18 protein-coding genes are annotated in these 20,838 nt (G+C 69.6%); 9 read left to right on the top strand and 9 right to left on the bottom strand.

The window, feature by feature from the left end; translation table 11 throughout:
- Positions 1-47 precede the first annotated feature (47 nt).
- The 3 genes from ACIBGM_RS30155 (at position 48) to ACIBGM_RS30145 (ending at position 6,168) form a co-directional block, all read left to right on the top strand.
- Positions 48-722: a response regulator transcription factor gene (locus tag ACIBGM_RS30155; RefSeq protein ID WP_360536736.1), complete on the top strand. Its 675-nt coding sequence runs from the start codon at positions 48-50 to the stop codon at positions 720-722.
- Positions 715-1,845, top strand: a complete 1,131-nt coding sequence (locus ACIBGM_RS30150; RefSeq protein WP_360536738.1) for a HAMP domain-containing sensor histidine kinase — start codon at positions 715-717, stop codon at positions 1,843-1,845. The genes ACIBGM_RS30155 and ACIBGM_RS30150 overlap by 8 nt, the downstream gene beginning before the upstream one ends.
- 78 nt (positions 1,846-1,923) lie before the next feature.
- Positions 1,924-6,168 carry a BTAD domain-containing putative transcriptional regulator gene (locus tag ACIBGM_RS30145; RefSeq protein ID WP_396387431.1) on the top strand — a complete coding sequence of 1,415 codons (4,245 nt, stop codon included), beginning with the start codon at positions 1,924-1,926 and terminating at the stop codon, positions 6,166-6,168.
- Positions 6,169-6,193: 25 nt separating this feature from the next.
- Here ACIBGM_RS30145 and ACIBGM_RS30140 read toward each other — a convergent pair whose 3' ends face one another.
- The 5 genes from ACIBGM_RS30140 to mce all read right to left on the bottom strand — a co-directional run bounded on the left by ACIBGM_RS30140 (position 6,194) and on the right by mce (position 12,442).
- Positions 6,194-7,696 (bottom strand): AI-2E family transporter, encoded by a 1,503-nt coding sequence (locus ACIBGM_RS30140; protein WP_396387430.1) that lies wholly within the window; start codon positions 7,694-7,696, stop codon positions 6,194-6,196.
- Positions 7,693-9,414 (bottom strand): transposase, encoded by a 1,722-nt coding sequence (locus ACIBGM_RS30135; RefSeq protein WP_396387429.1) that lies wholly within the window; start codon positions 9,412-9,414, stop codon positions 7,693-7,695. Before ACIBGM_RS30135 ends, ACIBGM_RS30140 begins: the two co-directional genes overlap by 4 nt.
- Before the next feature lie 95 nt (positions 9,415-9,509).
- Entirely contained in the window at positions 9,510-10,841 is a 1,332-nt protein-coding gene (ccrA, locus tag ACIBGM_RS30130; RefSeq protein WP_360536746.1) for a crotonyl-CoA carboxylase/reductase, read from the bottom strand.
- 125 nt (positions 10,842-10,966) lie between these two features.
- The gene (locus tag ACIBGM_RS30125) at positions 10,967-11,869 is read right to left on the bottom strand and encodes an anti-sigma factor RsbA family regulatory protein (RefSeq protein WP_396387428.1); all 903 of its coding nucleotides are present in this window, start codon (positions 11,867-11,869) and stop codon (positions 10,967-10,969) included.
- A 138-nt stretch (positions 11,870-12,007) separates the two neighbouring features.
- Positions 12,008-12,442 (bottom strand): methylmalonyl-CoA epimerase, encoded by a 435-nt coding sequence (mce, locus tag ACIBGM_RS30120; protein WP_360536750.1) that lies wholly within the window; start codon positions 12,440-12,442, stop codon positions 12,008-12,010.
- 65 nt (positions 12,443-12,507) lie between these two features.
- On the opposite strand from mce, the gene ACIBGM_RS30115 reads away from it, so the two are divergent.
- The 5 genes from ACIBGM_RS30115 to ACIBGM_RS30095 all read left to right on the top strand — a co-directional run bounded on the left by ACIBGM_RS30115 (position 12,508) and on the right by ACIBGM_RS30095 (position 17,302).
- Positions 12,508-13,812, top strand: coding sequence for an AMP-binding protein (locus tag ACIBGM_RS30115; RefSeq protein ID WP_396387427.1), 1,305 nt, complete (start codon positions 12,508-12,510; stop codon positions 13,810-13,812).
- 53 nt (positions 13,813-13,865) lie between these two features.
- Positions 13,866-15,068 carry an acetyl-CoA C-acetyltransferase gene (locus tag ACIBGM_RS30110; protein ID WP_396387426.1) on the top strand — a complete coding sequence of 401 codons (1,203 nt, stop codon included), beginning with the start codon at positions 13,866-13,868 and terminating at the stop codon, positions 15,066-15,068.
- A 14-nt stretch (positions 15,069-15,082) separates the two neighbouring features.
- Positions 15,083-16,039, top strand: coding sequence for a methylmalonyl Co-A mutase-associated GTPase MeaB (gene meaB, locus ACIBGM_RS30105; protein ID WP_360536756.1), 957 nt, complete (start codon positions 15,083-15,085; stop codon positions 16,037-16,039).
- Positions 16,040-16,335: 296 nt separating this feature from the next.
- Positions 16,336-16,494: a hypothetical protein gene (locus ACIBGM_RS30100; protein WP_360536758.1), complete on the top strand. Its 159-nt coding sequence runs from the start codon at positions 16,336-16,338 to the stop codon at positions 16,492-16,494.
- Between the two features lie 88 nt (positions 16,495-16,582).
- Entirely contained in the window at positions 16,583-17,302 is a 720-nt protein-coding gene (locus tag ACIBGM_RS30095; RefSeq protein WP_396387425.1) for a PH domain-containing protein, read from the top strand.
- Here the strand turns inward: ACIBGM_RS30095 and ACIBGM_RS30090 are convergent.
- The 4 genes from ACIBGM_RS30090 to ACIBGM_RS30075 form a co-directional block, all read right to left on the bottom strand.
- Positions 17,299-18,528: an RNA polymerase sigma factor gene (locus ACIBGM_RS30090; RefSeq protein WP_396387424.1), complete on the bottom strand. Its 1,230-nt coding sequence runs from the start codon at positions 18,526-18,528 to the stop codon at positions 17,299-17,301. The genes ACIBGM_RS30095 and ACIBGM_RS30090 overlap by 4 nt on opposite strands.
- An 18-nt stretch (positions 18,529-18,546) precedes the next feature.
- A complete protein-coding gene (locus tag ACIBGM_RS30085; protein WP_360524134.1) occupies positions 18,547-18,894 on the bottom strand; it encodes a YciI family protein in 348 nt (115 codons plus the stop codon).
- A 76-nt stretch (positions 18,895-18,970) separates the two neighbouring features.
- Positions 18,971-19,705 carry a maleylpyruvate isomerase family mycothiol-dependent enzyme gene (locus ACIBGM_RS30080; protein WP_360524130.1) on the bottom strand — a complete coding sequence of 245 codons (735 nt, stop codon included), beginning with the start codon at positions 19,703-19,705 and terminating at the stop codon, positions 18,971-18,973.
- 33 nt (positions 19,706-19,738) lie between these two features.
- Positions 19,739-20,197, bottom strand: a complete 459-nt coding sequence (locus ACIBGM_RS30075; protein ID WP_360524128.1) for a DUF4231 domain-containing protein — start codon at positions 20,195-20,197, stop codon at positions 19,739-19,741.
- Between the two features lie 32 nt (positions 20,198-20,229).
- On the opposite strand from ACIBGM_RS30075, the gene ACIBGM_RS30070 reads away from it, so the two are divergent.
- The gene (locus ACIBGM_RS30070) at positions 20,230-20,733 is read left to right on the top strand and encodes a MarR family transcriptional regulator (RefSeq protein ID WP_360524125.1); all 504 of its coding nucleotides are present in this window, start codon (positions 20,230-20,232) and stop codon (positions 20,731-20,733) included.
- Positions 20,734-20,838 lie beyond the last annotated feature (105 nt).

Here is a 20,838-nt window from a genome sequence, read left to right as displayed (position 1 = left end):
GGATTTCGATATGCGGGCGATATGTGTGGGCCCGTAGCATCGATGGCGTGCGTGTGTTGGTCGTCGAGGACGAACCCGACATGGCAGCGGCCATCCGCGATGGCCTGCGCCTGGAGGCGATCGCGTCCGACATCGCCGGTGACGGTGACACCGCGCTGGAGCTGCTGAGCGTCAACGCCTACGACATCGCCGTACTCGACCGGGACATCCCCGGCCCGTCCGGTGACGAGATCGCCAAGCGGATCGTTGCCTCCGGCAGCGGTATGCCGATCCTGATGCTGACCGCTGCCGACCGGCTCGACGACAAGGCCTCCGGGTTCGAGCTCGGCGCCGACGACTACCTGACGAAGCCCTTCGCACTGCAGGAGCTCGTGCTCAGGCTCAGAGCACTCGACCGCCGGCGCGCCCACAACCGGCCGCCGGTGTGGGAGATCGCGGGCCTGCGGCTGGACCCGTTTCGGCGGGAGGTCTACCGCGAGGGCCGGTACGTCGCATTGACCCGGAAGCAGTTCGCCGTACTCGAAGTTCTCGTCGCTGCCGAGGGTGGGGTTGTCAGCGCCGAGGAGCTGCTGGAACGGGCCTGGGACGAGAACGCCGACCCGTTCACCAACGCCGTACGCATCACCGTTTCGGCGCTGCGCAAACGGCTCGGCGAGCCGTGGGTCATCGCGACCGTGGCCGGCGTCGGGTACCGCATCGACACCGGAGGGGACCGTGGATAGGCAACCTGGCTTCAGCGTTCGCCTCAAGCTCACCCTCAGCTACGCCGGGTTCCTGATGCTGGCCGGCGCCTTGCTGCTCGGCGCCGTGTGGCTCTTTCTCCTGCGGTACGTCCCCGACCGGGCGATGCTCGTGGTCCCGGAAGCCACCACTCCAGGTGTCTTCCCCGTCCGGTCCACCCTGCTGCGCGAGTTCGCTCCACGGGCAGCCGCGGTGATGGCGATCCTGCTGGTGTTCGGTCTCGTCGGCGGGTGGCTGCTCGCCGGCCGCATGCTCGCGCCGCTGACTCGCATCACCGACGCCACCCGCAAGGCCGCCACCGGGTCGCTGGCCCACCGGATCGAGCTGGAAGGCCACAAGGACGAGTTCCGCGAGCTCGCCGACGCCTTCGACGGCATGCTCGGTCAGCTCGAAGCACATGTCGCCGCACAGCGGAGATTCGCAGCCAACGCCTCCCACGAACTGCGCACCCCACTCGCGATCACGCAGGCACTGCTCGACGTCGCCCGCAACGACCGCAACCGCAACACCGACGAGCTCGTCGAGCGCCTGTACGCCGTCAACACCCGAGCGATCGACCTCACCGAGGCGTTGCTCCTGCTCAGCCGCGCCGACCGCCGGGCCTTCACCCGCGAACGCGTCGACCTGTCCCTGCTGGCGGAGGAAGCCGTCGAGACTCTCCTCCCACTCGCAGAACAACGCGGGCTCACCATCGAGACCTCGGGCGACCTGACCCCCACCATCGGCTCCCACGCACTCCTGCTGCAGCTGACCACGAACCTCGTCCACAACGCGATCGTCCACAACCTGCCCTCACAAGGCACGGTTCGGGTCACGACCACCGTCCACCCCGACACCGTGGCGCTCACCGTGGAAAACGCCGGCGAGAACCTGGCCCCCCAACTCCTCTCCACCCTCGTCGAGCCGTTCCAACGCGGCACAGAACGCGTCCGCACCGACCACGCCGGCGTAGGCCTGGGCCTGGCCATCGTCAAAAGCATCACCCAAGCCCACGACGGCACCCTCTCCCTAACCCCCCGCCCCACCGGCGGCCTCCAAGTAACAGTCCACCTCCCCGCCGTACCTGCCACCCAGACAGCCGAAACCGAGAAGCTGCGCCGCTGAAGCCGGTCGAGACCAGCCCGGTATCAAGCCGGTATCAGGCCGGTTGACGCTCTGGGCCGACGGACGGACAGTCGAGAGGTGGGTATCGCTGTTCTCGGCCCGCTGACGATCGAGGGGGATCAGAAGGCCCTCGCCCGCCGCGACCGGGTCGTACTGGCAGCGCTGGCGGTACATCCCGGCGATGTGGTCAGCGCCGATCAGCTTGCCCACGTCCTGTGGGGCGAGCGGCTGCCGGCCTCCTGGCCGAAGGTGGTCCAGGGCTGTGTCGTCCGGCTTCGCAAGGTCCTTGGCACACATGCGATCGAGACTGCGCCACCCGGCTACCGCCTGGCTGTTCCGCTCGATGAGATCGATTCGCAGCGATTCGATCGCGCAGTGGTCCGCGCCCGCGGTCTGCTCGCGGCGGGCGAACCCGAGCGATCAGGCCTGGTACTCGCGGACGCGCTGACACTTTGGCGCGGTCGGCCGCTGACCGAGCTGGACGGTTGGGACCCGGCCCGGATCGAGGTGTCGCGGCTGACTGAGTTGCGCCAGGCGGCCGAGGAGTTGTACGTCGAGTCGGCCCTGCGATCGGGCCAGCACGACCAGGTGATGGCGAAGGCCCAGGCGCTGGTCTCCGAGGATCCGCTGCGTGAGCGTCGTTGGGTTCTGCTCGCGACTGCGCAGTACCAGGCCGGCCGTCAGGGGGAGGCGTTGCGCACGATCCAACGGCTGCGTGGTGCGCTGAACCGCGAGCTCGGCCTGGACCCCAGCCCGGAGATCGACGCGTTGGAGCAGGCGATCCTGCGCCAGGACCCGGCGTTGACAGTCCAAAGCCCGTTGCCGGAACCGAGCCCGGTGTGCCCCTATCCCGGTCTGCGGCCGTACGACGTCGACGACGCGGACGGCTTCTTCGGGCGAGACGCCGACATCGCGGCATGCCTTCGAATCTTGACCGAGAACTCGGTGCTGGCCGTCGCCGGACCGTCGGGTTGTGGCAAGTCATCGTTGGTCCGTGCCGGTGTTGCCGCAGCGTTGCGGCGTGACGGTCAGCGGGTCGTCGTCATGACACCAGGACCGCATCCGGTCGCCGCGCTCGCGGCGGCCTTGCCCACAACCGGCTCGGCGCCCGTTTTGCTGGTGGATCAGTTGGAAGAGGTCTTCACGCTGTGCCACGACGATGCCGAGCGGGAGGCATTCTTGGCAGCGCTCAACTCCCACCAGGCCGTGGCGCCGCTGATCATGTCGATCCGCGCCGATCGGCTGCCGGATGTCTCCTCCAACGCCGGATTCGCGCGAGTCGTCGAGCGTGGGCTCTACTTGTTGTCCGGTCTGACACGTCCTGCCCTGCGGTCCGCCGTGGAGGAGCCGGCGCGGCTGGCTTCGCTGGTCGTCGAACCCGGTCTGGTCGATCTGGTGGTCAACGACGTGGCCGATCAGCCGGGCGCCCTGCCCCTGATGTCACACGCCCTGCGCGAGACCTGGCGGCGCCGGGAGGGCCGCACGCTGACGGTCGCCGGGTACAACGCGTCAGGCGGAATTCGGGGTGCGGTCGCGCAGTCGGCCGAACAGGTGCATGAACAGGCGTCGCCGGGCGAGCGTGCGGTTCTGCGCGATCTTCTGCTGCGGCTCGTAGCCCCCGGCCCGGAGGGAGAGCCGGTACGAAGCCGGATGCCACGGCGGCTCGTGATCTCCCGTCCCGAGGACGACACCATGCTCGACCGGTTGGTGGCGTCGAGGTTGGTGACGAGTGATGCGGGTGCCGTAGAACTGGCTCACGAGTCTCTGGTTCGCGCATGGCCACGCCTGCGCGGGTGGCTCGATGACGACCTCGACGGTCAGCGAATCCTGCATCACCTGGCGATCGCGGCCGATTCCTGGAACACCGTCGGCCGAGCCGACAGCGAGCTCTACCGAGGTGTTCGGCTGGCCAAGGCCTTGGATTGGCGCGAGCGGGCGGCACCAACGTTGACAGCTGTCGAAGAGGAGTTCCTGGCCGCGAGCAAACGACTGTCCGAACGAGAGTTGCGGGCGGCCGAGGACCAAGCCCGTCAGGAGCGGAAGATCAATCGCCGGTTGCGTGGCGCTCTCGCCGCTGCGGCTCTGCTTCTGGTGGGCGCGCTGATCGCGGGTCTGGTCGCGGTACGTCAGGCCGACCGCCTGGAACAAGCCGCGATCAACGACCTGGCCCGTCAGGCTTCGGCTCGCTCGCTGCTGACCGACGACATCAGCCTGTCACTCCTGCTCGCCGTACAGGCCGCGCGTTTCGACGACTCCGCGGAAACTCGGGCCAACCTGGTGACCGTGATGAACAAGCGGCCCCTCCTGACCCGGTCCATACCGTCGGTGTCCGGCCGGACCGAGACCATCGACGTGTCACCTGACGGCAGCCGGATCGTCTCCGGCGACAGCAGGGCGACCTTCCACCTCTACGACGCCGAATCCGGACGAGTGCTCGCGTCGCACAGCTTCGGGCCGATGCCGCCCGGCAAGGAAGCCTTCGCCCGGCCACAGTTCAGTCCCGATGGGAGTCTGTTGGCTGTGATCGCGTTCGACCCGGCAGGCGTTCCTTTCGCTCCCGACTGGCCGGTTCGGTTGTTGAAGGCCGACACGCTGGAACCAGTGGCGCCACAGCCGAAGCTCGAGGGTTTCGTCCCGCTCGCCTTGACTGCCCTGGCCTTCAGCGCGGATGGTCGCTACCTCGCCGCGGGCATGCGGGTCGAGCGGTCGTCGGTCGAGAACAGCTTCTCGCCCCCGACCGGGCTGGCCATGATCTGGGATCTCACCGCCGTCGACCGCGCGCCGCGCACAGTGGTCCTGCGCGACAACCCTATGGGCATCGAGCTGAGTCCCGACGGCGGAACCCTCTACACCGCCTGGCCGCTCGGCGCCTACGACGTGCGGACACGCAGGCTGAAGTGGCAGCATCAAGACACGTTCGTTGAGCCGGGCTTCGACCTCTCGAGGAATGGTGAACTGCTCGCATACAACGAGGCCGGCGACAACTGGCCGTCCGCGGCGTTGGCCGACGCGCGAACAGGCGCAGTCGTCCGCGTGCTGCCCACTCGATCGGACCCAGCCCGCGGCCTCGCGTTCTCGCCGGACGGCAAGCTGCTCGCGACGACCGAGTCCGGTGGCGATGCAGTCGTCTGGGATGTGGCCAGTGGGACCCGACGGCACACGATCAGGACCGCCGAAGTGCCGTGGGCCGTCGGCTTCGGCCCGGACTCGCAAACCCTGTACACCGGTGGTGACGACGGCGTCCTGCGCAGCTACGACCTTGCAGGCCGGCACCGCCACGTTCGTTCGACCACAGCCGTCCCGGTGCGTCAGTACGCCGATGTCCTTGCCTCCGACAACGGGCAACGGACCGCATACCTGTGGCGGGAAGGCGACGCCACCTGGATGAGAGTTGCCGACCACGCCGCGGGCACGGTCACACCGCCGGTCCAGCTGGATCTCGACTGGCCTGTGGGGCGGCAGACGCCGATGGCCTGGCATCCGAACGGCACCCAGGTGGTCGTCCACGACGGGTCGTCGCTGCGAGTCGTCGACGCCCTGAAGGGTGCGGTGGTCAAGACGGTCGACGACCTTCCGGACCGCGCGAATGTCGAAGTGTTCTCGATCGCGTACGTCGACAACGGGCGGCAGATTGCCATCGGTGGGTGGGAGCGCGTCATGTACTTCGATCCGGCACTCAAGCCGAACGACGAGGAGTTGTGGTCCACCGGCAAGACCACCTACGTGCCGGCGACCTGCTGTATGGCCTCGTCTGCGGACGGCCGGCTGATCGTGATCCTCGAAGACCTCATGTCCGGTGATCGGCAGCGGTGGCGGCTCATGGACACCGGAACGGGGGAGATCGTCTCGGAGGGAGACGTCCCGCTACGCCTCAACCACGCGACCTTCTCGCCGGGCGGGGACCTCGTTGCCGGCACCGGGACCGGAGGCGATGTCGTTCTGATCGATGTCCGATCGGGCACGGTCAAGCGCGCGGCGACCACCGAACACACCGACCAGGGTCTCGCCGTCCGTTTCTCGCCGGACGGCAGCAGGATCGTTTCCGGAGCCGTCGACGGGACAGTCAGTGTGTGGGACACCCGGACCCTCGCATCGCTCGGCACCGTGTCGGTCGCTGCCGAGGGCGAGCCGCACGCGGTCTCGCCGGCCTTCCTGACGGACGGTACCGTCACGATCTCGTCGTACGACGGGAAGATCCATCAGTGGGACATCGACCCGGAGAAGACGATCGCCTACGCGTGCACGATGGCGGGCCGCAAACTGACGGCCGACGAGTGGACCCAAGCCTTCGCCGGCCGTCCGTACCAGCAGACCTGCCCCTGACGTGCCCGTCTGCTCGATCGGTTTGTCAGGAGTCGTCGGCTTTGCGGACCCAGACTTCTCGGATGATGAGGAGGACGGCGGCGGCGGTGGGGATGGCCAGGAGGGCGCCTACCACGCCTAGGAGGGCGCCGCCGAGGAGGGCGGCGATGACGGTGACGGCGCCGGGGATGTCGACGGCTCGGCGCATGATGCGGGGAGCGATGACGTAGTTCTCGATCTGCTGGTAGATGATGCCGTAGGCGAGGCAGGCGACGCCGATCCACAGGCCGCTGGTGAAGCCGATCAGGGCGACGATGACGACGCCGATCAGGCCACCGACCATCGGGATGAACGCGGTGAACATCACCACGATCGCCAGCGCCAGCGCGTACTCGCGCAGGCCGGCGACCTGCAGGAAGACGAACATGAAGAAGCCGGCGCACGCGGCGACCATGAACTGGCCGCTGACGTAGCCGCCGACCCGGCTGAGGACCTCGTCGCCGAGGATGCTGACCCGGGTCCGGCGGCTGGCCGGGACCAGGCTGTACGCCGCCCGCTTGACCGACGGCAGTGAGGCCAGGAAGTACAGCGTCAGGATCAGGATCGTGAAGCCGGAGAAGAGAGCGTTCGCGACCACCCGGCCGACGCCGAGGATGCCGCCGAACGCACGCTGCGCCAGGGCCGGGTCCTGGATGTAGTCCTGGGCCTTCTGGATGAACTGGTAGCGGTCGTTGAGCTCGTTGAGGGTCCTCGACTTGGTCAGCAGATCGAGATACTCGGGGGCGTTCCTGATCAGGCTGTTGATCTGGTCGGTGACGACCGGGACGATCGCGAAGCCGACGCCGGCCACCGCGAGGATCATCAGCAGGAACACGACACCGACGGACAGGCCGCGCTTCAGGCCGCGGCGCATGAACCACTCGACGAGCGGGTTCAGGCCGACGGCGATGAACATCGAGACCAGCAGCAGGATGAGGACGGAGCGGGCCTGGCCGAGGGCGTTCCACAGGCCCCAGGCGACCAGCACGCCGAGAGCTGCGAAGAAGCCGAACATGAACGGGTTCGAGCGCCGCAGCGGCGGGCCGGGCAGGCCCATGCCGACGTCCGGGTGCCGCTCCTCGATCAGCAGCTCGTTGGCCAGGTCGTCGTCATCCGCCTTGTCGGCCTTGCCTGCCGCCGCCTCGGCCTGGGCCTCGGACTCGTTGGCGGCCTTCGCGGCGGTTTCCGCATCGGCTTCGGACTCGTCGGCGGATTTCGCGGAGACTTCGGCGTCGTCGGCGGAGGCGTCTGCCTTCTCGGCCGAGGCCTCGGAGCGGTTGGCGGAGACGCCGGCCTGGTCCGCCGACCCCTCGGCCTCGCCGGCCGAGTCGTCGGCTTCACAGGCAGAGTGGTCAGCAGAGTCGGCGGAGCGGTCGGCTTCACGCGCCGCCTGCTCGGCCTGGTCGGCGGCGGCTTCCGCTTCGGCGGCGGCGGCCTGGGCCTCGCGGGTGGCCTCCGCGAGGTCCCGGTCGGGCGTCGCTGTGGAGTTTTCGTCGCCGGGTGGCGTCACATCTTGTCCTTCGGGGATCGCGAGCCGGCTGCGGCCTCGTCGGTCTTCTCGTCGTCGGCCGGGTCATCGTCTTCCGTGTCGTCGACTGCCTTGTCGTCGACAGTTTCGTCCTCGGAAGGCGATGCGGCCTGCACCGAAGTCTCCTCGTCGTCGAGGTCACTCAGCCGGAACTCGTCGATCTTGGTGGAGTCGACCGGCTCCTCGTCGTCGTCCCCGGGGCCGCCGGCGGACTTGCTGGTGAGCTCCTCGGCGACCTTGGTGTCCACCCGCAGCCCGGTGTCGATCCGGGTCTCGTCCACCCGCGCGTCACCCGCGCCGGCGCCCACGAACGGGCTGGACCCGGTGAACGGGCCGTCCTCGTCCTCGTCGTACGACGAGGCAGCAGGCTTCGGCGCGAACGGGCTGTCGGCCGGCGCCTCGTCCTCGTCCGCCTTCGGCAGCACGCTGGGCGTGGAGAACGCGCTGTCCCGCGGCGCGAACGGGCTGGTCGGGGCGTCGGCCTCCGCCGGCGGCACGGACTCCCGGGGCGCGAACGGGCTGCCGGCCGGCGCCACCGTCTCGGCGGGCGCCGCGAAGCCGCTCGGTGCAGCCGACGCCGGCGCGGCGGGTGCTGCCGGGGGAGTGGCCTCGGGGCGGCCGAAGGGGGTCACGTACGCGGGCGCGGCCGTCTCGGAGTCGAGCTCGGCGGCCTGGCGGGCGATGTTGCTGGCGATCTCGTTCAGCCCGGCGATCTGGGTCAGGATGCCGTCGCGGCGCTTGGCCAGCCGCTCGGTCTCCCGGGCGACGATGGTCCGGGACCGCTCGGCCTCGTCGGCGGCGTTGGTCAGCTCGGCGTCGGACCGCGTCCGCGCGGTGGTGAGCAGCTGCTCGGACTCGCGCCGGGCCCGGGCGATGGTCCGCTCGGCCGACTCCTCGGCCTCGGCGCGGATCTTGCGGGCCTGCTCGGTCGCCTCCGCGACGCGCCGCTCCGAGGCCTCGGCGGCCTCGCGCATCTGGGTGGTCAGGTTCTCGGTGTCGGCCGCGATCTGCTGGTGCTTGTCGGCCAGCTCCTTGGCCTGCTGCTCGCGCTCGTCGGCCAGCCGGGCCCGCAGCGCGGCGGACTCCCGCTGGATCGCGGTCCGGATCTTCTCCGCCTCGTGCAGAGCGCCGTTCTTCAGCGTGCTGGCCTGGGACTCGGCGGTCAGCATCAGCTGCTCGGCCTTGCGCCGCGCGGTCTGCAGCACCTCGGCGCCCTCGGTCTCCGCGGTACGGCGCAGCTCCGCCGCGTCACCCTCGGCCGTCCGGCGCATGCTGTCCGCCTCGTTCAGCGCGACCGAGCGGATGTCCTCGGCCTCACGCTCGCCGGTCGCCCGGGCAGACGCCGCCTCCTTGGCCGCGGTGGCCCGCAGCTCGTCGGCCTCCCGGCGAGCCTCCTCGAGCGCCTCGGAGGCCTGGTCCTGGGCGAGCCGGAGGATCTGCGCCGCCCGGTCGCCGAGACCGGCGTACGACGGGTTGGCGCTCGCCTCCAGCTGCCGCCGGGTCTCCTCGAGCTGCCGCTGCATCGGCGCGACGCTGGCCTGGAGCTGGTCGGCCCGGTTGCGTGCCTCGACGAGTTGCATTTCCAGCGCGCGGACGTAGTCGTCCACGGCCTGCTTGTCGTACCCGCGACGGCTGACCGGGAAGCCCCCGGCCGCGGTCGCCGTACGGTCGAAGAACGGCAGGCTCGACTCGTCAGGCATTTCCCGAGATTCCCTTCTGGCGGCTCAGCGTGAATCCCCCACCTTAAGCCTGTCAGAACGAGGACGTAACCAGCCAATCGGGTGCCTGGGGAGAACTACCTGTTACGGAAGCGATTAATGGCCGCCGCGTGCTTCTCGCGCAGTTCCGGGTCCCGTACGCCGAGGCCCTCGGACGGGGCCAGGGTGAGCACGCCGACCTTGCCCTGGTGCAGGTTGCGGTGCACGTCGTACGCGGCCTGGGCGGTGTCCTCCAGCGGGTACACCTTGCTGACCGTCGGATGGACCATGCCCTTGGCAATCAACCGGTTGGCCTCCCAGGCCTCGCGGTAGTTGGCGAAATGGGAGCCGATGATCCGTTTCAGGTTCATCCACAAATACCGGTTGTCGTACTCGTGCATGAACCCCGACGTCGACGCGCAGGTCACGATCGTGCCGCCGCGCCGGGCGACGTACACCGACGCCCCGAACGTCTCCCGCCCCGGGTGCTCGAACACGATGTCCGGGTCGTCGCCACCGGTCAGCTCCCGGATCCGGGCCCCGAACCGCTTCCACTCCTTCTGGTCCTGGGTCACCTCGTCCTTCCAGAACCGGTACCCCTCGGCCGACCGGTCGATGATCAGCTCCGCACCCATCGCCCGGCAGATCTCCGCCTTCTCCGGCGACGACACCACGCAGACCGGGATCGCCCCGCCGTTCAGCGCGAACTGGGTCGCGTAGGAGCCGAGCCCGCCGGACGCGCCCCAGATCAGTACGACGTCGCCCTGCTTCATGTTCGCGCCGTTCGCGGAGACCAGTTGCCGGTACGCCGTGCTGTTCACCAGCCCCGGGGACGCTGCCTCCTCCCAGGTCAGGTGCTCGGGCTTGGGCATCAGCTGGTTCGACTTCACCAGCGCGAGCTCGGCCAGCCCGCCGAAGTTGGTCTCGAAGCCCCAGATCCGCTGCTCGGAGTCGAGCATCGTGTCGTTGTGCCCGTCCGGCGACTCGAGCTCGACCGACAGGCAGTGCGCCACCACCTCGTCGCCGGGCTTCCACGCGTTCACGCCCGGACCGGTCCGCAGTACGACGCCCGCCAGGTCGGAGCCGACCACGTGGTACGGCAGGTCGTGCCGGGCGGTCAGCGGCGACAGCTTCCCGTACCGCTTCAGGAACGCGAACGTCGACACCGGCTCGAAGATCGAGGTCCAGACGGTGTTGTAGTTGATCGCGCTCGCCATCACCGCGACCAGCGCCTCGCCCGGGCCGAGCTCGGGGGTCGGGACGTCGTCGAGGTGCAGGCTCTTGCGCGGGTCCTTCTCCTTGCTGTCCAGACCCTCGAACATGGTCGCCTCGTCGGCGTGCACGGTGATGCCGCGGTAGTGGTCCGGTACGTCGAGCGCACCGACGGCGGCGGTGTCACCGGACAGAATCGCTTCGAGGATCTGCTTCACGTCGTACCTCCTGCAGCGGCGGCCTGGGTGAGCGGAACTTACCGCTGAGTATGCACGTCCCGCTGTGGGTTGTGACACAACGAGACGACCGTCACTTTTTCAGTCCACCGTTGTCAGTGGTCTTATCACCGAAGGCGCGTGTGCAGACGCACCTGCGTGAAGCCGTCGCCGGACCGCAGCTGGACCAGGTCGCAGAGCTGGTTGGCCAGCCAGACACCGCGTCCGCCGAGCCCGTCGAGCGGTGGCAGCACCCGGCCGACCAGCAGGTCGTCGATCCGGCCGCCGTCGGCCACGTCGCAGATCAGCGCCCCGTCCGCGATCCACACCGACAGCGTCCCGCGGCCGCCGCCGAACCGGATGCTGTTCGTGCAGATCTCGTGCAGCGCGAGCGCCAGGTCTTCCAGCCGGTCCTGCGACACCCCGTACGACGACGCCTGCGCGGTCATCCACTGCCGGACGTGCCCGAGGTCGGCCAGCCCGAACTCCCAGCGCTCGGCCCGATCCGGTACGTCGCTCAGCGCCGTACGGAACGTCTTGTCCGCAAGGGCTTCCGCGCCTGAGTGGGTGGCGGTCGGGTCGATACCGACCGAGGCCTGGTACGGACAGAGCAGCCGGAGGTCCTTGTCGGCGGCGAACGCGATGTCGATCAGCGCCTCGTGCAGCACGGCCTCGTCGTACTCTGCCTCGGTCCGGCCCGGGTAGGCCGGCTCGCCGAGGCCGCGGACCGGGCGGCCCGGGTTCTGCTCGAGCGCCTCGCGCCACAGCGGGATCAGCCGGGCCGGGTTGCGGCCGGCCTCGGTGATGTCGACGAAGCCGACCTGCTTGCCCGTGGGCCCGAGTGCCGCGCTCAGCAAGGCGATCCGGGCAGGCGACAGGGCCGCGACTATCGCCGCACCCGTTGCCAGGCCGTCGTGGACGAAAGGTGTCGCGAGTCGCACGAACTCCTCGTCCGACGTGTAGACGAAGGCGTCGTGCTGGAACCCCGTCGGCACACCGTCCAGAGAGTCGGTGGCGCTGTCCCTCAGCACCCGAACAGCGTAGTCCGCGAAACGCCACTCAGCAGTGTGTCGGCGCGTGCCGTCACCCGGTGTGGGACGGCGGTAACGGTGAGGTTTCCTCAGCTTTGCCGAGCGACACCGAGAGCGCCGCCGTGGTCACGCAAAGCGTCAGGCGGGCTCGACGAGCTCGACCAGGACGCCGCCGGCCGACTTCGGGTGGATGAAGTTCACCCGCGACCCGGCCGTGCCCCGCTTCGGCTCGTCGTACAGCAGCCGCGCGCCGCGCTCGCGCAGCGTGGCCGACACCGCGTCGAGGTCGCGCACCCGGTAGGCCAGTTGCTGGATGCCGGGCCCGCGCTGGTCGAGGAACTTCGCGATCGGCGACGCCTCCGACAGTGGCGCCAGCAGCTGGATCGACGACCCCGAGTCGCCGACCGACAGCATCGCCTCCCGGACGCCCTGCTCCTCGTTGACCTCTTCGTGCGCGACGGTCATCCCGAAGACGTCGGCGTAGTACCGGACGGCCTCGTCGAAGTCGGCCACGGCGATGCCCACGTGGTCGATCGCTTCGAACAGGGTCTTGGTGGCGGCGAGGTGGTCCATAGCGCCAGCGTGGCCCAGCAGTCCACGCGATTCCAACCAAAAGTGGCCGATGCGACACTGAGTCTGTGGCGGGGGACGTACCCATCGGTCTCGGCCGGCTGCTGGCGGCCGTGCGGCCCTGGCGCGCGCCCGGCGCCTTCCGCGCCCACGGCCTGACGCTGGCCACCCTCACGAAGCTTGCCGCCCGCAACCATCCCGACGAGGTCGCGCTGATCGACGACGACGGCCCGCTCACGTACGCCGACCTCGAAGAGCTGACCCACAACCCGACCGACGGCGAGCGCGTCGTGGTCCGCGAGCCCAACGGCCGATCCTTCGTCGCCGCCGTCGTCTCCGGCCTGCGCGCCAACGCGGACGTCGTCCTGGCCGACCCCCGCGGACCAGCCGTCGACGTGGGCAAGCACCGCGCCGGGCGCCGGGGTCAGGTGGTCGTGATGACATCCGGCAGCACGGGTACGCCGAAGGTCGTCGAGCGGAAGGTGGCCGTGTCACAAGCCGTCCCGATCGCGACCCTGGTGCGACGTTTGCCCTTGCAGCACGGGGTTCCGCTGGTCGTCACCCAGCCCTTCTTCCACGGTTTCGGGGTCGGGTTCCTGGCGTTGGGGCTGGCCTTCGGGATGCCGGTCGTCGTCCGGCGCCGTTTCCATCCCGACGAGGTCGCGGACTTCCTGCGCGACCACCCAGGCGCTCTGCTGACCGGCGTACCGCCGATCCTGTCGAAGGTCGCGCGGACCGGGGTCGAGGTACCCCTCAGCGCTGTCGTCAGTGGTGCCGGGCAGTTGCATCCGGCCGTGGCGGAGCGGCTGACGAGAGCCTTCGGACCGATGCTGTTCAACCTCTACGGATCCAGCGAGCTGGGCTGGGCGACGCTCGCCACCCCGATGGATCTGCGCGAGGCGCCGGGCACGATCGGCCGGCCGGCGGCCGGCGTACAACTCGCGGTCCTTGACGACGAGGGCCGAACGCTGCCCGCCGGCGACATCGGTCGGCTGCACGTCGGCGGCCGGCTGGCGGGGACTCCGGCGGATTCCGGCGATCTCGGGCATCGCGACTCCGCCGGGCGGTACTTCGTCGACGGCCGGGCCGACGATCTGATCGTCACCGGCGGGGAGAACGTCTTCCCGGTCGAGGTGGAGAACGCGTTGCTCACGCACCCGGCCGTGGCCGACGCCCGCGTGGTCGGCGTACCCGACGACGAGTACGGCGCCCTGCTGCGGGCGGACGTCGTCCGGCGGGACCCGGTGGAGGGCCCGGAGTTGGTGGCCTACGCGCGGTCCCGGCTGACGCCGGCGAAGGTGCCGCGGTGGATCCTTTTCACCGATGAGCTGCCGATCACGTCGACCGGCAAACCCGCGCCGCGTGTGACCTGATCGACAGGGTCGGACCAGGGGCGTACCAGTGCCGTCGCAGGTATCGTGACAGCATGTCTGACACGCGGAACCACACCGTCATAGTCGCCGGCGCGCGGACCCCGATCGGGCGGCTGCTGGGTGGCCTCAAGGGCTTCACCGGCGCCGAGCTCGGCGGGTTCGCGATCAAGGGCGCACTGGACAAGGCCGGCGTCGCGCCGGACCAGGTCGAGTACGTGATCATGGGCCAGGTGCTGCAGGCCGGCGGCGGCCAGATCACCGCCCGCCAGGCCGCGGTCAAGGCCGGCATTCCGATGAACATCCCGGCCATCACGATCAACAAGGTCTGCCTGTCCGGCCTGAACGCGATCGCCCTGGCCGACCAGCTGATCCGCGCCGGTGAGTACGACCTCGTCGTGGCCGGCGGCATGGAGTCGATGACGAACTCCCCGCACCTGCTGCCGAAGTCCCGCGAGGGCTTCAAGTACGGCGATGTGCCGTTGGTCGACTCGATGGCGTTCGACGGCCTCTGGGACGCCTTCACCGACCAGGCGATGGGCGCGCTCACCGACCAGGCGAACAACGAGGGCCTGAAGCTCAGCCGCGAGGAGCAGGACGAGTTCAGCGCCCGCTCGCACCAGTTGGCCGCGGCCGGCTGGAAGAACGGCGTCTTCGCCGACGAGGTGGTCCCGGTCGAGGTGCCGCAGCGCAAGGGCGACCCGATCGTGGTCGACAGCGACGAAGGTGTCCGCAGCGACACCTCGGCCGAGTCCCTGGCCAAGCTGCGGCCGGCCTTCGGCAAGGACGGCACGATCACCGCCGGCTCGGCCTCGCAGATCTCCGACGGCGGCTGCGCCGTGGTCGTGATGAGCAAGGCGAAGGCCGAGGAGCTCGGGCTGAGCTGGATCGCCGAGATCGGCGCCCACGGCTCGGTCGCCGGACCGGACTCGTCGCTGCAGAGCCAGCCGGCGAACGCGATCGTCAAGGCCTGCCAGAAGGAGGGCATCGAGCCGTCCGCGCTCGACCTGATCGAGATCAACGAGGCCTTCGCCGCGGTCGGCATCGCGTCCGCGCGGGAGCTCCAGGTCGACGTCGACAAGGTCAACGTGAACGGCGGCGCGATCGCCCTCGGCCACCCGATCGGCATGTCCGGCGCCCGCCTCGTGCTGCACCTCGCGCTGGAGCTCGGGCGTCGTGGCGGCGGCGTCGGCGCCGCGGCCCTGTGCGGCGGTGGCGGTCAGGGTGACGCCCTGATCGTGCGGGTACCCCGGCGCTGACTGCGAGAGGGCTGATGCCACGACGGACCGCCCCGGTCGGCGAACTGGTCGAGCGAGCCCGGGAGGGTGACTCCCGGGCCGTCGCCCGGCTGATCTCGCTGGTCGAGGACGAGTCGCCGCTGCTCCGCGAGGTGATGGCGGCGCTGTCGCCGTACGCCGGGAACGCGCACATCGTCGGGATCACCGGCTCCCCGGGGGTCGGCAAGTCCACGTCGACGTCGGCGCTGGTCTCGGCGTACCGGGAGACCGGGAAGCGGGTCGGCGTGCTCGCGGTCGACCCGTCGTCGCCGTTCTCCGGCGGCGCATTGCTGGGCGACCGGGTGCGGATGCAGGACCACGCGACGGATGCCGGGGTGTTCATCCGGTCGATGGCGTCCCGCGGGCATCTCGGCGGCCTGGCGTGGTCGACGCCGCAGGCGTTGCGGGTGCTCGACGCGGCCGGGTTCGACGTCGTCCTGGTGGAGACCGTCGGGGTCGGTCAGTCCGAGGTGGAGATCGCCGGGATGGCCGACACGACGCTGGTGCTGCTGGCGCCGGGGATGGGCGACGGGATCCAGGCGGCGAAGGCCGGCATCCTCGAGGTGGGCGACATCTACGTTGTGAACAAGGCCGATCGGGACGGCGTCCAGGCCGTCACCCGGGACCTGCGGGCGATGCTGGCGCTGGCCGAGCGGCCCGAAGGCGCGTGGTCGCCGCCGATCCTCAAGACCGTTGCCTCACGCAACGAGGGGGTCGCCGAGGTGGTGGCCGCGATCGAGGACCGGCTGGCCTGGATGGCATCCAACGGCGTCCTGGACGAGCGCCGCCGGAGCCGGGCCCGGGACGAGATCGAGGCGATCGCGATGACGGCGCTGCGGTCCCGGTTCGCGCACCTGCACGGCGACGCCCGGCTGGACGTGCTGGCCGCCAAGGTGGCCGAGGGGAACACGGACCCGTACACGGCCGCCGACGAGCTCATCGCGGCGCTGTGATGGGGCACGAGCTGCAACACTCGACCACACTCTGTCACATTGTGTCGTCTGGTGTGATAGGAGTGACATGAGTTCCGAATTCGGGCAGATCCGGGGAGATTTCCCCGCAACGGCGCGATCCGCGTCTCACGGCGGCGCGCCGGTTGCTGCCATGCCCCCGAATCCGTTACAGAATGGGACTTGTAGCTGGTGAGCATTGTGCGGTGGGCTGTGTTCAGTCAGTGACAATTGGTGACGGTCCGTGATACAAATCCAAACACAGTCGACCGAAGTGGTTGCGAACGAGGAGTGGTGACATGCCGAAGAAGCTGTTGATCTGGTCGGTCATCGCCTTTGCGGCTTTCTATCTGTTCACTCAGCCGGCAAACGCAGCCGACGCGGTGGGCGGCGCGTTCTCGGCCGTCGGTGACGCATTCGAGAGCGTGATCACCTTCCTGAGTGCGCTGTTCAGCTGATCTGCCGCCGGAGTGTCCCGCGACGAGCCCTCGTGCGGGACACTTGGCTGTACGGGGTCACACAACAGCGTGACAGGGGAGTGAGCGGATGGCCGGAATAGGCCTGTTCCGGATCTTCGATCCGAAGGTCCGGCGCCATCTGATCTCGGACGAGGGCGAAGTCGTCATCGACGAGGTCCGGCAGCACTGGGTGGTCTTCACGGTGCCGATGCTCGAGGTGGTGCTGGCGACCGCCCTGCTGGTGGCGCTGGTGACCGACTCGATCGGCGGCACCCAGGTGGTGCTGGCGATCGTGCTGATCCTGCTGATGCACGCCTTCTGGCAGTTCCTCACCCACCACCGGGACCGGTTCGTGGTCACGAACATGCGGGTCATGCGGATCCGCGGCGTCTTCTCCCAGACCGTCGCGACCACGCCGATCGCGCGCGTCCTGGACATCACCCTGCAGAAGCCGATCGTCGGGCGGATCTTCGGCTACGGCCACTTCGTCTTCGAGTCCGCGGCGCAGGACCAGGGCTTCCGGGAGATCCGGTGGGTCAGCCGCCCGGACGACCGGGACCTGACCATCCAGCGGGTCATCCAGCGCACCGGTCTGCGCGCGTCCGCGAGCGTCGACGTGGTGCAGGGCGACGACGACTCCGACGACGACGGCACCGGTCCGATCGGGATGGACTCCGCGCAGGAGGTCACCACGACGGTGGCCCCAGCGCAGACTCACCAGTCCCAGTCCCGCCCGGTGGCCGGCTCCGGCAGCAAGTCGATCTTCAACAGCGAGCGCGGCAACTGGACCGACGAGGACCGCGACTAGCCGGACTTCTCCAGGAAGATCCGCCGCCGCCGTTCGCGGTGGGTCCGTTCCGGATCGGTGGCCGGTCCGGTGAGTGCCTGAGTGAGTTCGTCGGCGGCTTCGGCGTACCTGTGATCGCGAGCGAGGAGTTCCGCGCGTACGGCGTGCCAGCGCGGGCTCGCAGGGAGTCCGTCGAGCAGCGCTAGCCCGGCCGCGGTGCCGTCGGCCTCGGCGGCCGCAACAGCGTGGGCGAGGTGCGCCGACGTACTCGGGGCGATCGACACGAGCAGGTCGTACAGCCGGAGGATCTCGCGCCAGTCGGTGGCCGCGTAGCTCGGGACGCGGGCGTGCTCGGCGGCGATCGCGGCCTGCAACTGGTAGGGGTCGGCCTGGCGGTTCGACCGCTCCAGCGAGTCGTTGAGCATGGCGACGCCGCGGGCGATCAGGTCCGGGTCCCAGCGCGAGCGGTCCTGCTGGTCGAGCGTGACGACTTCGCCGGCCTCGTCGAGCCGGGCCGGGCGGCGGGCCTCGGTGAGGAGCAGCAGTGCCAGTACGGCGGTGGGCATCGACTGCTCGGGCAGTAGTTCGTGCAGCAGTTCGGCGAGGCGGATCGCCTCGGCGCAGACGTCGACGTCGTACGCGGTCTCGCCCTCGATCGGCGCGTGGCCGGCAGTGTAGAGGCTGTGGATCACTGCGCAGACGGCCGGGAGGCGGTCGGGTAGCTCGTCCTCGGGTGGCACGCGGTACGGGATGTGGGCGGCCGCGATCTTCTGCCGGGCGCGGGTGAGGCGTTTGGTCGTGGCGACCTCGGTCGTCAGGAGGACGCCCGCGATCTGCGCGGGGGACAGGCCGCAGAGAGTGCGCAGGGCGAGTGCGACCCGGGTCGGCGGCGACAGCGTTGGGTGACAGCAGGTGAAGATCAGGCGGAGCAGGTCGTCCTGCACCACGCTGTCGGGTACGAACCCGTCCGACTGGCTGAGCTCCAGCAGTTCGAGCCCGTCGCGTTCCTTGCCCGGGCGGGCGCGTTCGCGGCGGATCATGTCGATCGCCTTCCGTCGCGCGGTCACGGTCAGCCAGGCGCGGGGCTCGGGCGGCACCCCGGTCACCGGCCAGGCGCCGAGGGCCGCCAGGGTCGCTTCCTGGACGGCGTCCTCGGCGAGCTGCACGTCGCCGACGGTCCGGATCAGGGTCGCGATAATCCGCGTGCCCTCGATCCGGATCGTCTCGGCGAGCGCGTCGTCGGACACGGCCGGACTACTTGCCGGCTACTTGGCGTTGATGACCGGCCGGACCTCGACGGCGCCGTTCCACGCGGCCGGGATCTGCGCCGCGATCGCCACCGCCTGCTCCAGGTCGTCGGCCTCGATCAGGTAGTAGCCGGTCAGCGCTTCCTTCGTCTCGGCGTACGGCCCGTCGGTCGTGACGACCTTCCCGCCGCGGGCACCCTCCACCCGTACGACGGTTGCCGTCGGCGTCGGATGCAGCACGGCACTCGCCTTGATGCTGCCCTCGTGGTCCACCCCGAACTGCCGGTACTCCGCCAGCTCACTCGCGTGCTCGGGCGCCCACCAGTCGACGTCCGGTGTGTAGGTCAGTGCCAGGTACTGCGCCATCGGAGGCCTCCTTCTGCCAGGACCACTCTGGTCCTTCGACAAGGGAACGAACAGCCACCCCGGAACAGGACACCGCTCAGGTCGTGCACTCCGCCACCCGCGCCCGAAAGTCCCGTACGACGCCCTCGTCGCCGGCGGACTGGATCACAGCCGCGTCCAGCCGCCCCCACAACCACAGGAACACGGCATCGGCCGACCCGAAGACCTCGGCCGCCACCTCACCGTCGGTCCCCTGGCTCACCGCGACGCTCGTGGCATCCGCGCGCACCGTCCAGGACCGTCCATCGGCGGTGATCCGTACGGCGGCGTCGACTGGGTGCTCGGTGTCGCCCTCCTCCCACCACGGCCCGCCCAGGTTGGGGTAGAGCAACTCGTCGATACCGTCGAGCGCCAACTCGGGGTCGATCGGCGTGACCACGTCGTTCGCCTGCTCGACGTCGATCCGGTGCACCACACTCTCCAGCGCCATTCGCCGGAACCAGAACCCGGAGGTCTTGTCGTCCGGGTTGAAGGTCCACGTCTCCCGCTCGGTCCCGGCCGCGACCAGGGCGTCCACGATCGCCCCGCGTGCTTCGTCGTACAACTCGAGCGCATCCCGCGCACCGAAGTCCGGCGGCCATGGGTCCGGCAGGGCGCCGAGCCGCAACACCTCCACCTTGTGCAGGTACACCGTGGCCACGTGCCGCACCACCGACTCGACCGTCCACCCGGGGCAACTCGGCACCGCGGCCTCCAGCCCCATCCGCGCGACCTCACCCAGCCGCGTCGACTCGGCTCGCAACTGCCCGAGGTAGAACTCCGCCTGCGTCATACGCCAGAGCATGACAGCCGCCGCGGACAGATATCAGATGGTGCGGGTCTTGAAGGCGGCCTCCCAGTCGGCGGTCTCCTCCTGGCTGATCTCGACCACGCGCTCGGCGAGCAGGCGGACCGGGTCCTCGGATTTCGCGTAGCGACCGGCGTGCTGGGCGTAGAGCCAGGCCTCGTTGCGGAGGTGCTGGGCGGTGCGGGTGTAGGTCGGATAGGTGTCCCGGTACCCGAACAGGGTGCGGATGCCCTCGGCCAGGGCGATCACGCCGCCGAGGGCCGGCGCCAGCCAGGTGGGGGCGGAGATGGCGACCGAGATCGCGATGACGAGGGCCGCGAGCAACTGCAGGGTGCCGAGTGCGCGGTAGGCGATCCGGGCCTGCCGCGCGTGCCGGAAGTACCAGTGGAACCGCACACTGATCAGTTGCTCGGCGGGGGAGTCGTTGCCTAGGTCGGGGAAGTCCGAATGCCTGAGTTTCGCCCTGAGATTCGCCATGGTCTGCCTAGTGTGGAGCTAATCTTCGGCTCATGGCGAGGAAGAGGGCGTTGCCGTTCGATCCGATTGACGAGGCGTCGCGGCAGTGGGGCCGGCGGTGGGGCGCGGTCGAGCAGATGCGGGCCGTCACGTCGCTGATGCGGGCCCAGCAGATCGTCATCGGTGAGCTCGACGACATCCTGCGCAAGCACGGGCTGACGTTCGCCCGGTTCGAGGCGCTGGTGCTGCTCACCTTCTCCCGGCGCGGGTCGTTGCCGCTGGGCAAGATGGGCGAGCGCCTGCAGGTGCACCCGACCTCGGTGACCTCGATCGTACGGCGGCTGGAGGCAGCCGGACTGGTGACCCGCGAACCGCACCCGGACGACGGCCGCGCGGTGCTGTGCGAGATCACGCCCGAGGGCCGCGAGCTGGTCGAACGCGCCACCGCGGACCTGGTCGCCGCCGACTTCGCCCTGTCCGGCCTGACCGACGAGCAGCTCAAGATGCTCTGGTCCGTCCTCGAGCCGCTGCGGCACAGCGCCGGCGACTTCACCTGACAGCTGTCCACTCCGCGGACACCTTGTGTTACGCGCAGGCTAAAAGTTCATTCGATACTGAAACTTCCCAAGCTTCCCTATTGCCAGGCATCCACCTCGTGTTCC

Source organism: Kribbella sp. NPDC050470, from assembly GCF_044458365.1.
In the GTDB taxonomy this organism is placed as follows: domain Bacteria; phylum Actinomycetota; class Actinomycetes; order Propionibacteriales; family Kribbellaceae; genus Kribbella.
This window is presented reverse-complemented; position numbering and strand designations above follow the sequence as displayed.

What these genes read in the sequence shown, in the direction of transcription:
- ACIBGM_RS30135 (WP_396387429.1), bottom strand. Translation starts at nt 9,414, where the DNA reads ATGCCTGACGAGTCGAGCCTGCCGTTCTTCGACCGTACGGCGACCGCG.
- ACIBGM_RS30085 (WP_360524134.1), bottom strand. Translation starts at nt 18,894, where the DNA reads ATGGCGCAGTACCTGGCACTGACCTACACACCGGACGTCGACTGGTGG.
- ACIBGM_RS30110 (WP_396387426.1), top strand. Translation starts at nt 13,866, where the DNA reads ATGTCTGACACGCGGAACCACACCGTCATAGTCGCCGGCGCGCGGACC.
- meaB (WP_360536756.1), top strand. Translation starts at nt 15,083, where the DNA reads ATGCCACGACGGACCGCCCCGGTCGGCGAACTGGTCGAGCGAGCCCGG.
- ACIBGM_RS30100 (WP_360536758.1), top strand. Translation starts at nt 16,336, where the DNA reads ATGCCGAAGAAGCTGTTGATCTGGTCGGTCATCGCCTTTGCGGCTTTC.
- ACIBGM_RS30080 (WP_360524130.1), bottom strand. Translation starts at nt 19,705, where the DNA reads ATGACGCAGGCGGAGTTCTACCTCGGGCAGTTGCGAGCCGAGTCGACG.
- ACIBGM_RS30070 (WP_360524125.1), top strand. Translation starts at nt 20,230, where the DNA reads ATGGCGAGGAAGAGGGCGTTGCCGTTCGATCCGATTGACGAGGCGTCG.
- ACIBGM_RS30075 (WP_360524128.1), bottom strand. Translation starts at nt 20,197, where the DNA reads ATGGCGAATCTCAGGGCGAAACTCAGGCATTCGGACTTCCCCGACCTA.
- mce (WP_360536750.1), bottom strand. Translation starts at nt 12,442, where the DNA reads ATGGACCACCTCGCCGCCACCAAGACCCTGTTCGAAGCGATCGACCAC.
- ACIBGM_RS30095 (WP_396387425.1), top strand. Translation starts at nt 16,583, where the DNA reads ATGGCCGGAATAGGCCTGTTCCGGATCTTCGATCCGAAGGTCCGGCGC.